This window comes from Chromobacterium phragmitis (assembly GCF_003325475.1).
Lineage (GTDB): Bacteria > Pseudomonadota > Gammaproteobacteria > Burkholderiales > Chromobacteriaceae > Chromobacterium > Chromobacterium phragmitis.
This window is the reverse complement of sequence record NZ_CP029495.1, coordinates 1,228,870-1,241,415: the sequence shown is the minus strand read 5'-3', so window position 1 is coordinate 1,241,415 and position 12,546 is coordinate 1,228,870. Positions and strand designations below refer to the sequence as shown.

Annotated in this window: 2 protein-coding genes; both read left to right on the top strand. The window is 70.0% G+C overall.

Annotated elements, in window-relative coordinates:
* The gene (locus DK842_RS05885; RefSeq protein ID WP_114060631.1) at positions 1-3,831 is read left to right on the top strand and encodes a beta-ketoacyl synthase N-terminal-like domain-containing protein; all 3,831 of its coding nucleotides are present in this window, start codon (positions 1-3) and stop codon (positions 3,829-3,831) included.
* A gap of 98 nt (positions 3,832-3,929) precedes the next feature.
* The gene (locus tag DK842_RS05880; RefSeq protein ID WP_168194822.1) at positions 3,930-12,545 is read left to right on the top strand and encodes a non-ribosomal peptide synthetase; all 8,616 of its coding nucleotides are present in this window, start codon (positions 3,930-3,932) and stop codon (positions 12,543-12,545) included.
* The last annotated feature ends 1 nt before the right edge of the window (position 12,546 follow it).

Below are 12,546 nucleotides of genomic sequence, written 5' to 3'. Positions count from 1 at the left end.
ATGGATCTGAATGTTTTTGTCGAGCAGGTGCGCGGCGAGGCGCTGTCCGAATCGGCCGCGCTCAAGCGGATCCGGGAACTGCATCGGGCGGTAGATTCCAGTGAAGAGCCGGAGGCTGGAAACGCGGCGGAGGTCATGGACGCGCTGTCCTGCATGCTGAGGGAAACGATAGGCTGCGAGGCCGGCGATGTCGATCCTGAGCGCAGCTTCGCCGATTACGGCTTCAATTCGATCGCGCTGACCGAGTTCTCGAAGCGGATCACCGCGCGCTATGCGCTGAAGCCTGGTCCGGCGGTATTTCTCGAACACCCGTCGCTCGTGCGCCTGAGCGGCTATCTCGCCGCCAGGCTGGGCGCGGTGGCGGCGAAGGCGCCGCTTGGCATGACGGGCGCGCGTCCGGCCATCGCGGAAAAAAAGGATGCAAGCCTCCATGTCGCGGAGCCGGCCCGGAACGACAGCGCGCCGCGCATGGCTTTTTCGGCCCGGCCGGCGGCGGACGGCGACATCGCCATCATCGGTATGGGCGGGCGGCTGCCGAAGTCCGACGACCTGCATGATTTCTGGCGGCGCATCGTGGCGGGCGAATCGCTGATTTCCGAAGTGCCCGCCGACCGCTGGAACTGGCGGACGCATTTCGACGATCCGACCGTCGCCAACAAGACCGACTGCCGCCACGGCGGGTTCATCGACGATGTGCGCGGATTCGACGCCCAGCATTTCAATATCGCGCCCAGCGAGGCGGCGCTGATCGACCCTCAGCACCGGCTGGCGCTGCAAGCGGTCTGGGAAACGCTGGAGGCGGCCGGCTACGCGCCGGCGTCGTTGCGCCAGCGCAAGGTCGGCGTGTTCTTCGGCGTCGAGCGCCATGACTACGCGGACCTGATCCGCGCGCGCGGCATCGACATCGACGGCCATCTGAACACCGGCAACGCCAGCGCGATGCTGGTCAACCGGATCGCCCACTATTTCGACTGGCGCGGACCGGTGTCGGCGGTGGACGCGGCATGCGCCAGCTCTTTCGTGGCGATCGGCGAGGCGGTGGCCGCGCTGCGCGACGGCCGGGCCGACGCCGCTGTCGCGGGTGGCGTCAATCTGCTGCTGAATCCGGATATCAGCATCTACAACCGCAAGCTCGGCCTGTTCACCGGCAGCGGCGAGGTGCGGCCATTCGACAAGCGGGCCGACGGCCACGTGTTCAGCGACGGCGTCGGCGTGGTGCTGCTCAAACGCCTGGCCGACGCCGAGCGCGACCAGGACGCCATTCTCGGCGTGATCAAGGGCATATCGGTGCGCCATGGCGGCAGGAGCATGTTCCTGACCGCGCCCAATGCCGAAATCCATCGCGAGACGATCAGCGAAGCGCTGCGGGAGGCGCGCCTGTCGCCGGACGACATCGACTACATCGAGGCGCAGGGCACGGCCAATCCGATCGCGGACGATGTCGAGTTGAGCGCCTTCCACGAAGTGTTCGGCAAGCGCCGCGCCGGCAAGCCCCGCCTGGGCACGGTCAAGGGCCAGCTTGGCCATTGCTCCGGCGCTTCGGGCGTGATCTCGCTGATCAAGGCGATCCTGTCGCTGCGGACCGACACGCTGGCCAAGATCGCGAATCTGCATGAGCTGAATTGGTCCGGCGACGAAGGCGAATTCGCCTGCGAGCCGGTCGTTGAAACCACTGTCTGGAAGCCGGCGACGCGCGACGGCCAGCCCTTGCCGCGCCACATCGGCATCCACAATTTCGGCTTCGGCGGCGTGACCGGCCATCTGGTGTTGGGCGAACACATCGGCGCCGGCGCGAGCCGGGCGCAGTCCGGGGCTGCTGTTTTCGGCGAGCAAGCCGTGTTGCTGTCGGCGCGCACGGCGCCGCAACTGGAGCAGGCGGCCGGGCGGCTGCTCGATTTCCTGAACGGCATGGCCGGCGAGGCCACGCTAGACGACATCGCCTACACGCTGCAGACCGGGCGCGAACATTTCGCCCACCGCATGGTGGTGTTCGCCGACTCTCTGCCCGCGCTCGCCGAGAAGCTCTCGCGACTGCTGGATGGTTCGGCCGACGAGCGGACGGGGCTGCGCCGCGACGGGGAGTCGGGCGGCGACGTCCGCCAGCTATTCGCCAGCCCGGAGATGCAGTCCACGCTGCGGCATTGGCTGGACGGGCGCGACGCGCGCAGCCTGGGCCGGGTCTGGGCGTCGGGCGTGGCGGTCGACTGGTCCCGCTTGTACGCCGGCCGTTCGTTGCCGAGAAAAACCATGCTGCCCGCCTATCCGTTCGCGCGGCAGCCGCTGTGGCTGCCCGAGCCGTCCGCTGCCGCCGGCCATGGTTCGGCGTCGCTGCTGGGCCGCAACGTGTCGACTTTCGCGTCGCAACGCTACGCGTCGGCGTTTGACGGCGGCGAGCGCTGCTTCCGCCCCGCAACGGGCGGCGGCCGCGTTTTCATCGAGCCCGCGCATCTGGACATGGTGGACGAAGCCCTGCGCGAGGCGGCGGAAGTCGCCGCCGACGAGTCTGTTTTCCTTCGCGTGCGCGGTGTCGCGCATCCGGCGCCGCTGTTGGCGGACGGCGAGCCAGTGCCGGTGCGCACGACGCTCGCCCCGGCCGCCGACGGCGGCGTGTCCTACCGGCTGACGTCCGGAAGCGGGGAGGGCGAGCGCGTCCATGCGACGGGCCATGCCGAGCTTCTGCTGCTGGAGCAGGCGCCGTCGTTGGACGGCGACGCGTTGGAGGGCGTTGACGGCGTATTGGAGCGCGCCGACGTGCTGGCGTCGGTCGGCGTCCGCGACGGCGATGTCCACAGCGAATTCATCGCCGCCGCCGCCTTGGTCGCCGCCTGGGTGTCCGGATCTGCCGGCCGCGCGCCGCTGCCGGTCGCGTTCGCCACCATCGGTTCCGCCAGCGTTTACGGCCGGGCCGGCGCGGACGCGCGGATCTGGGTTCGCCCCTCGGCGCAGGCCAGCGGCGGCGAACCGCGCCTGGACATCGACGTGTTCGACGCCGGCGGCCGGGTATTCGCGCAACTGCGGGATGTGGCCTGCGCGCGCGGGACGGAGCGCGCGGGCGCGATGCCCGAGCAAACCAACGGCATGATCCCGACGCTGAACGGCACGGGCGCGATGACCACGCGCCTGCCAGCTTGCTCGGAAGCCTTCGTGGAGTTCGCCGCGACGGCGCGGGGCGAGGTGATGGACATGGGCTGCGCCTACGGGGTGGCGACGATCGCCGCGCTTGAGCGCGGTGCGCGGGTGTTGGCGGTCGACATCGACGAGCGCCATCTGCAGATACTGTCCGCGCGCGTGCCGCCGGCCTTGAAGGCAAGGCTGGAGACGCAGGCCGGAGCGCTTCCCGGCATGAGCGTCGCGAAAGGGCGCTTCGCCGCGATCCATGCGTCGCGCGTGCTGCATTTCCTGGCGCCGGAAGCGTTCCGGGAATCGCTGCGCAAGATGGCGGGCTGGCTCGCGCCGGGCGGAAAGCTGTTCCTGACCTGCGATAGCCCTTACTTCCCGCACTGGTCGGCGCGCGTCGCCGAGTACGAGCGGCTCGCCGCACAGGGGCACGAGTGGCCGGGCCATATCGCCGATCTGTCGGCGTATTTCCGCCAGCGGGTCTATGAAGGCGCCGGCGCCGCGATGGACTCCGGCGAGCGAGCCGCGCACGCGCTGGGCGGGGTGGGGCTGATCAATCTGGTCGATCCGGACATCCTCTCGCGCGAATGCCGTCTGGCCGGGCTGGAGATTGAAGAGGCCGGCTATGAAGGGCTCGCGATCGACGGCGTCGAGGCCGCGGGCCGAGGCGGGCTTGAGCACGCCAGCGTGATCGCCGTGAAGCCGACGCCTTAGTTGCCGGCGGCTTCGCAGCATTCTGACTGATGCCGTCCGCCGCGGAAGAGCCGCGGCGGACGGTCCGATTCCCTGTTTACTCTTACGGACTCCTTTCGATGCCAGTACTCCCGGAAGTTCAATCGATAGTGGGCGTCACCCGCGATTTGCTGGCCCAGGCGCTGGGTTTGCCGGCGGCGGAGATCGGCGCCAGCAAGACGTTTTTCGAACTCGGCCTCACTTCGCGTATCGGCGTGATCTGGATGGGACGCGTCAACGAGGCGTTCGGCATCGCGATGCCGGCGGTGCGCGCGTACAACTATCCGACGCTGGAAAAGCTGGCCGGACGGATCCGCGAGGAGATGGCCGCCCAAGAGGAGGGCGGATCGGCGGCTGGCAAGGCACCGGCCATGTTCGGCGCGCGCGGCGGGAGAAAGGGCGGGGCGGCCGCCATGCAGGCTTCCGCAGACGGATCGCCCGCCGGCGGGCAGCTCAGGCGGCGGGAGATTCCAGCCGGCAAACTGTTGATCACCGGTGGCGCGGGGGGGGCGTCAGGTGCGGCCGCGGATCCAGCTGCCGCCGGACGGCCCGGCGCTGACCGTTTCGGCGGAAAAGAGGCCGCGATCGCCATCGTCGGCATGTCTGGCCGTTTTCCGGGCGCGCGCGACAAGTCCGCGTTCTGGCAGGCTATCGCCGAGGGCCGCGATTGCGTGAGCCGGGTGTCGCGGCGGTATTGGAACATCGGCTCGGTGTTCAGTCCCAAACCGCAGGCGGGCCGCACCTATTCCGACTGGCTCGGCGAGCTGGACGGCATCGACCAGTTCGATCCGCTCTTCTTCAGCATCTCTCCGGCTGACGCGAGCCGGATGGACCCGCAGCAGCGCCTGTTCTTGCAGGCTGCGTGGAGCTGTCTGGAGGACGCCGGCCTGCGCCCGGACTTGCTGGCCGGCTCGCGCTGCGGCGTGTTCGTCGGCCACGGCGCGTACGGACAGAGCCAGAACGGGTCGGACCTGAGCGCGGCGGGCTTTCTTGGGGCCAGCCCGTCAATCCTCGCGGCGCGCATCGCCTATCTGCTCGATCTGCGCGGTCCCTGCGTGACGCTGGACACGGCGTGCTCGGCGTCGCTGGTCGCGATCGCCCAGGCGTGCGACAGCTTGATGCTGGGCGACAGCGATCTGGCGCTGGCGGGCGGCGTGTCCGTTCTGGTCGATCCGTCGGTCCACATTATGGCGAGCCAGGCGGGCATGCTGTCGCCGGATGGCCGCTGTTACAGCTTCGATCAGCGCGCGAACGGCTTCGTGCCGGGCGAGGGCGTCGGCGTGGTCGCGCTCAAGCGCCTGGACGACGCGCTGCGCGACGGCGACCACATTTACGGCAAGGTGATCGGCTGGGGCACCAATCAGGATGGCAAGACCAACGGCATCACCGCGCCCAGCCAGACCTCGCAGCGCGAGCTTCAGCAACGCGTGTTCAGCCGCTTCGGCATCGATCCGCGCTCCATCGGCCTGATGGAGGCGCACGGCTCGGGCACCAAGCTCGGCGACCCTATCGAGGTCGAGGCGCTGGTCGACGCTTTCCGCCCGCATACCGCCGACGCCGGCTTCTGCGCGCTGGGCTCGGTCAAGAGCAATATCGGCCACCTGCTGGCGGCGGCGGGCATCGCGGGCTTCTTCAAGGCGGCGCTCGCGCTCAAGCACCGGGCGCTGCCGCCCACGATTCATTTCGACGCGCTCAACGAGCACATCTCGCTCGATGGCACGCCGTTCTTCATCAATACCGAGACGCGGCCGTGGCTGGCCGAGGCGGGCCGCGCGCGGCGCGCGGCGGTGAGCGCCTTCGGCTTCAGCGGCACCAATGCCTACGCGGTGCTGGAAGAGCACAGGGACGGGCCGCGGGCGGCTCTGTCCGCAGGCGCGCCGGACCGGGAAATCATCCCGCTGTCAGCCCTCGACGACGCGCGCCTGCGCGAGTACGCGCGGGCGCTGGCCGACGCGGCGCGCGGCTCCGGCGATGGAGCTCCCCGCCTGGCGGATATCGCCCATACGCTGCAGGTCGGCCGGCTGGCGATGGACGCGCGGCTGGCGATCGTCGCGGCTTCCCTCGACGAGCTGTCGGCGGGTCTGGAAGCTTTCCTGGCGGGAACGGAGCATGCGACGGTGTTCCGCGGACGCGGGGCCGAGCGCTTCGACGCCGGCGAAATCGCCGCGAGCGTCGAGCGCTGGACAGGCGAGGGGCGGATCGAGGAGATCGCTGGATGCTGGGCCCGATACGGCTTTGATTGGCGGGGGCATCAGGGCTGGCGCGGCGGTTCCGCTCGCAGGATAGACCTGCCGACCTATCCCTTCGAGCCGCGGACATGCGAAATGCCGGCGTTTTCGCCGGAAGCGCGGCGCGCGGCCCAGGCCGTTTCTCCGTTGGTGCAGGCCAATGTCTCCACTTTCGGGCAGATCGCCTTCCAGTCGACCTTCGACGGCGCTGAATTCTATTTCGCCGATCATGTGGTCGCCGGGCGCAAGACGCTGCCCGGCGTCGCTTATCTCGACATCGCCTGCGCGGCCGGCTGCGCGGCGGCCGGCGAACGGGTGTCGGCGCTGAGGAACGTCGTCTGGCTGCGGCCATTCCAGATCGATGAGACGCCGGCCACGCTGACGGTCCGGCTGAAGCGCGGCGGCGAGCGCGCGCGTTTCGAGATCTTTGAGCGCGCTGCGGATGGCGAACGGCTGTGCGCCCAGGGCGAGCTCGAGTTCGGCGGGGCGGACGAGCGTCCGCGATTCGCGCTGGCAGAACGTCTGGCGCGGGCGACCCGGCTGGCGGACGCCGGCGACTGCTATGCCCGTTTCGACGCCCAGGGTTTCGGCTACGGGCCGGCGTTCCGAGGCATCCGCGCCCTGCAACGCAGCGGCGACGACATCATCGCCCGGATCGAGCTTCCGGAAGGCCTGTCTCAGGGGGCTGCCGCCGATACCGGCCTCGCGGGGCTATACACGCTTCTCGACGGTTTCGTGCTGCATCCGGGGCTGTTGGACAGCGCGTTCCAGCCCTGCCACCGAGCGTGCGAGGCTCACGATCCGGCGCGCACCTACATCCCGTACGCGCTGGGCGGCATCACCGTGTTCGACGGTTTGCCTGCGCGTTTTTACAGCATCGCCACGCCCAAGCATGTCGACGACGACAGCGCGCTGTTTTCCATCGCTCTGGTCGATGACGGGGGCAAGCTGATCGCGCGGATCGACGATCTGACGCTGAGGCCGATCAAGGCCGGCAATCAGGCTGCTACGCAGGCGTCGCCGTTCCATCTGTACGGGATGGACTGGGTGGAGGATGCGGGCGACGCGATGAGGGAGACGGCAGACGCGGCGCGGCTGGTGTTCGCGCCCTCGGGGCAGGAGGAGATCGCGCGCGACGGCGACATCGTGGTCTTGCCGGGGCGCGGTTTTCGCGCGCTCGGCGAGCGCCGCTACGAGATCGATCCCGGTTCGGCCGCCGACCACGCGCGGTTGTGGGAGGCTGTCGCGGGGCCGGCGTCGCCGCTTCATGTCGTGCATGCCTGGGCGTTGGCCGACGCCGGCGCGGCGGATGGTGCCGAGAGGCTGAAGGGTCCGCTGGCCCGCTGCCTGTATTCGCCGATGTTCGTCGCCAGGCATTTGGCGCGCCATCCGGCGCTCAAGAAAAGCGCGCTGCTGTGCGTCCACCGCTGCGAAGAGGGCCGCGCCGAACCCGAGCATGCGGCCATCGGCGGGATGATGCGCAGTCTGGCGGCGGAGCTGCCCGAGTTGCGCGTCCGTTCCATCGGTTGGGACGCGCGGGAAATGGCCGCGGCCGATATCGGCCAATTGGTGCGGCGCGAGCTCGGCATCGCCTATCGGGCAGGAGAGGCGGTCGAGCTCCGCTATGCGGGCGGCCGTCGCCTCGCGCTGCGCGCGCGGCGCCTGGCGGAGGGGGCGCGGGATGGCCCGGGCGCGCTGCGCAAGGGCGGCGTTTACCTGATCTCCGGCGGCGCGGGCGGCTTGGGGCTGATGCTGGCCGAGGCGCTGGTGAAACGTCACGGCGCGCGCGTCGCGCTTGCGGGCCGCACCGCCTTGGCGCAACTGGACGCGTCGGCGCGCGAGCGCATCCGCAGGCTGGGCGATGCTCATGCGCTTTACGTCGCCGCCGATGTCGGCGATGAAGCCGGCGCCGCTGCGCTGGCCGATGCCGCGCGCGCGCGTTTCGGCCAACTGAACGGCGTGTTCCATTGCGCGGGCGCGATGGCCAACGCCGCCGTCGCCGACAAGACGCCCGAGGCCATAGCCCGCGTCGTCGAGCCCAAAGTCCTCGGCGCAGTCCAGCTGGACCTCGCCACCCGGCGCGACGCGCTGGACCTGTTCGTCGTCTATTCGTCGATCGCGTCCATCATGCGCTTCCCCGGACAAACCGATTACGCGTACGCCAACCGTTTCCTGGACGGCTTCGCCGCGAGGCGGCAGGCCCAGGCGCGCGCGGGCGAGCGGCGCGGCCGCACCTTGGCGATCAGTTGGTCGTTGTGGCGCGACGGTGGCATGATGCTGGACGAAGCCAAGGTGGACTTCCTCCTGCGCGCGCATGGCTTGGTTCCGCTGGAGGCGGACAGCGGGCTGGGCGCGCTGGAGGTTTGCCTGGCGGCGGACGACGCGCATGAGCATGTCGTCGTCGTCCGGGGGCGCGCGGAGGACATCGAGGCCAATTGGCCGGAATGCGGAGCGTGGAAGACAGAAGTTCCGCGCGCGGCGTTGCAGACCGAACGCGTGGATGCGGTGGCCGGCCAGGTGCGCGCCGAGCTGGCCGCTCTGCTCAAGCTGGACGAGGCCGACATCGACCCGGACCGCAATCTGATGCGTTACGGGCTGGATTCGATCAATGCGCTGGCGCTGATCAACAGTCTCAACGACCGTTTCGGCATTGCCGCGCAGCCGACCGAGCTGCTCCGGCATCCGACGCTGGGCGAATTCGCCAGGCACCTGGAGACCGCGCATCTCGCCGGACGCGTGGACGGCGATGCGGCCGCCGGTGAGGAGGAGGAGGCGCGCGGCGCGGCGCGTCCGGACGACGTCGCCAGCCGCCTGCGGACCGAATTGGCCGCGCTGCTCAAGCTGGACGAGGCCGACATCGACCCGGACCGCAACCTGATGCGTTACGGGCTGGATTCGATCAACGCGTTGGCGCTGATCAACAAGCTCAACGACAGCCTGGGCATTTCCGCCCAGCCGACCGAGCTGCTCAGGCATCCGACGCTGGGCGAGTTCGCCCGGCACCTGCAGGCCGAGCATCTTGCCGCAGCCGGCAAGGATGACGAAGCCGCCGCCGCGCCGCAGGCCATCGCCGAACCGCGCGCCGGCGACGCGTATCCGGACCCGTATCTCGCGCCGTTCGCAACCTTTCCCGGAGGCGGAGAGGACGGGCGGCCGTGGCCGATGACGTATGGCCAGCGCGCGCTGTGGTTCCTACACCAATTCAATGGCGGCAGCCCGGCTTACCACATCGCGCTTGCCTTCCGCTTGCGCTCGCCGCTCGACATGGCTGCTTTCGAGCGCGGCTACGCGGCGTTGCTGCGCCGTCATCCGTCGCTGCGGGCGCGCTTCCGCGACGGCGCGGGCGAAGCCGAGCAGTTTATCGATGCGGCCACCGCGCCCGATCTTCAGCGCGTCGACTGCGCCGGCGACTCCGTCGAGGCGGTTCTGGCCGCCATGCGCGACGCGCACCGGCGCCCTTTCGACACCGAGCGCGACCCGCTGAGCCGCGTGCGCGTCTTCGTCCGCGGCGATGCCGACGCGTTCGTGTTGTGGACGGTCCATCATTTGGTGTCGGACGCGTGGAGCCAGTGGGTGCTGCTGGATGAGCTGTTGTCTGGCTACGCCGCCGAGCGCCGCGGCGAGGCGGCGGCATTCGCGCCGCTGGCGCGCACATTCGCCGACTACGCCCGCGACGAGGCGGACTTCCTGGCGTCCGACGAGGGGCGGCGGCAGGAGGCGTACTGGCTGCGCAGGCTGGGCGGGGAGATTCCGCGGCTGAACCTGCCGGCCGATTCTCCGCGCCCGCGCGCGCAGACTTTCAACGGCGCGTCGCTGCCGGTCGTCTGCGACGCGGATCTGAGCGGCGCGCTCCGGCAGTTCGCCGCGGGGCAGGGCGTGACGCCGTTCGTGGCGCTGCTGGCCGCTTACCAGTGCCTGCTGAGCCGCTGCTCGGGCGACCGGCGCGTGTGGGTCGGCGCGCCGGTGTCGGGCCGCGTCGAGCGGCAGTACGCCGAGGTCGTCGGTTCCTTCATCAACTCGGTGGTGCTGACCGCCGATCTCGGCGCGAACCCGTCGTTCGGCGATTTCGCCAGGCTGCAGCAACGCGTGGTGATCGAGGCGCTGGAACATCAGCGCGTGCCGTTCGCCCGTCTGGTCCAGTCGCTCAATCCCGCCAGGGAGGAGGGCCGCGCACCCTTGTTCCAGGCGGAGTTCGTGTATCAGAAAGCGCATAAGGAAAGCGGCCTGATCCGCGTGTTGTCGCCCGAAGCCGGCGTCGTCATCGAGCATCAGGGCCTGCGCATCGAGTCGGTGCCGTTCCCGCAGCAGGAGGGCCAGACCGATATCTGCCTGGAGATGGCGGAGATCGACGGACGCTTCGTCGGCTCGCTGAAATTCAACGCCGATCTGTTCTCTCCGGAAACGATGCGGCGTCTGCGCGACGGTTTCGCAACCTTGCTGGCGCGCGCGATCGCCGTTCCGGATACTCCCGTGCTGGCGCTGCCGGTTACCGAGCAGGCTGCCGACGGCGCGGCGCGTCTTGAAGGCGCGCGGGGGCCCTCGGCCGGCGCGACGGTGACCGAGATGTTCGAGCGCCAGGCGCGGCAGACGCCGGATGCCGAGGCGCTGTCGGACGGACGCGAGCGCTGGACTTACCGCGAGCTCGACGCGCGTGCGAACCGGATTGCCGGCCATCTGCGCGCGCGCGGCCTGAAGCCCGGCGGCAGGGTGGCGCTGTGCATGCGGCGTTCGGCCGACATGGTCGCGGCGCTGTTCGCCGTGATGAAGGCCGGCGGTGCCTATGTGCCGATGGACCCGGCTTTCCCGGTCGAGCGGCTGCGGCAGATGATGGAGGACGCGTCGCCGGCGCTGATCGTCGCTGACCGCGCAGCCACGCTGCCGGATGGTCTGGCGCTGGGCGGCGCGGCATTGGTCGACCTGGACGCGCAGGCCGGCGAGATCGCGCGGCGAGAGCCCGTTTTCGGCGGCGAGACCGCGCGGCTGGACGGCATCGCCTACGTCATCTACACCTCGGGTTCGACCGGGCGGCCGAAGGGCGTGCAGATCCCGCACTCCGCGCTGGCCAATTTCCTGCTGTCCATGCGCGACAAGCCGGGCATGTCGGCGAACGACCGCCTGCTTGCCGTCACCACGATCTCATTCGACATCGCCGGGCTGGAGCTGTATCTGCCGCTGGTGTCGGGTGCTGCGGTGGCGCTGGCGTCCCGGGAGGAGGCGATGGACGCGTTCGCGCTGCAGCGCCTGCTGGCCGAGCGCCGGATCACCGTGATGCAGGCGACGCCGACCACCTGGCAGATGCTGGCAGAGGCCGGTTGGCGCGGTGGGGCCGGTTTCTCCGTCCTGTGCGGCGGCGAACCGTTGCCGCGCGTGCTCGCGCAGCGCTTGCTGCTAGGCGGCGCGCGGGTGTGGAACCTCTACGGCCCGACGGAAACCACGATCTGGTCGTGCATCGCCGAGGTTTCGTCCGACGGCGGCCACGCGGTCGAGCCTATCGGCGAGCCGATCCGCAACACCAGCATCCACATCGTCGACGACGAGATGCGCGGCGTGCCGGTGGGCGCGATAGGCGAGCTGTGCATAGGCGGCGACGGCGTCGCCGCCGGCTATCTGAACCGGCCGGAGCTGAACGCGGAGAAATTCGTACAGATGAGCGGGGGGCGCGTGTACCGCACGGGCGATCTCGCGAGGCTGTCGCCCGACGGCCGGCTGGAGTTCCACGGCCGCGCCGACAATCAGCTGAAGATACGCGGCTTCCGCGTCGAGGCCGGCGAGATCGAGCACCAGATCCGTTCGGACGAGCGCGTCGCCGACTGCGTGGTCACGGCGTGGAGCCGCGAGACCGCCGACGGCGTCGACTGCGCGCTTGCCGCCTACCTGGTGATGAGCGGCGGCGCGCCGCTGACCGACGCGATCCGGACGCAGCTGCGCGAGCGGGCGGGGCGGGCGTTGCCGGCCTATATGGTGCCCAGCGTTTTTGTCGCGTTGCCGGCTTTCCCCCTCACGCCCAACAACAAGATCGACCGCAAGGCGCTGCCCAGTCCCGACGCCGCGCAGGCCGCGGAGCCGCATGCCGCGGCGCGTGAAGCGCCGCGCGCGCAGATGGACGAGGGCATCGTCGCCGCTGTCTGGCGCGAAGTGCTGCGGCTGGACGCGGCGGCAGCCGATTCCCACTTTTTCAATGCAGGCGGCACCTCGTTCACCGCGTCGCGGCTGATGTACGCGCTGCGCCGGGAGACCGGCCTCACGGTGCCGGTCAGTCTGCTGTTCGAACACCCGACCTTGGGCGCGTTTTCCCGCCGCGTGCGCTCGCTCGCGGACCAGGAGCGGGCCGCCGCCGGTGCGGAGCCCGGCGCATCCGGCCATGAAGCGGCGGAGGCCGCCGACGCGCTGCTCGAAATTCTCGAGCGCGTCAGTCAGGGCCGCCTGAGCGTCGACCATGCAACACGTTTAATCGATGAGATCCAGTGAA

Coding starts and splice junctions, on each gene's coding strand:
- DK842_RS05885 (WP_114060631.1), top strand. CDS start 1: ATGGATCTGAATGTTTTTGTCGAGCAGGTGCGCGGCGAGGCGCTGTCC.
- DK842_RS05880 (WP_168194822.1), top strand. CDS start 3,930: ATGCCAGTACTCCCGGAAGTTCAATCGATAGTGGGCGTCACCCGCGAT.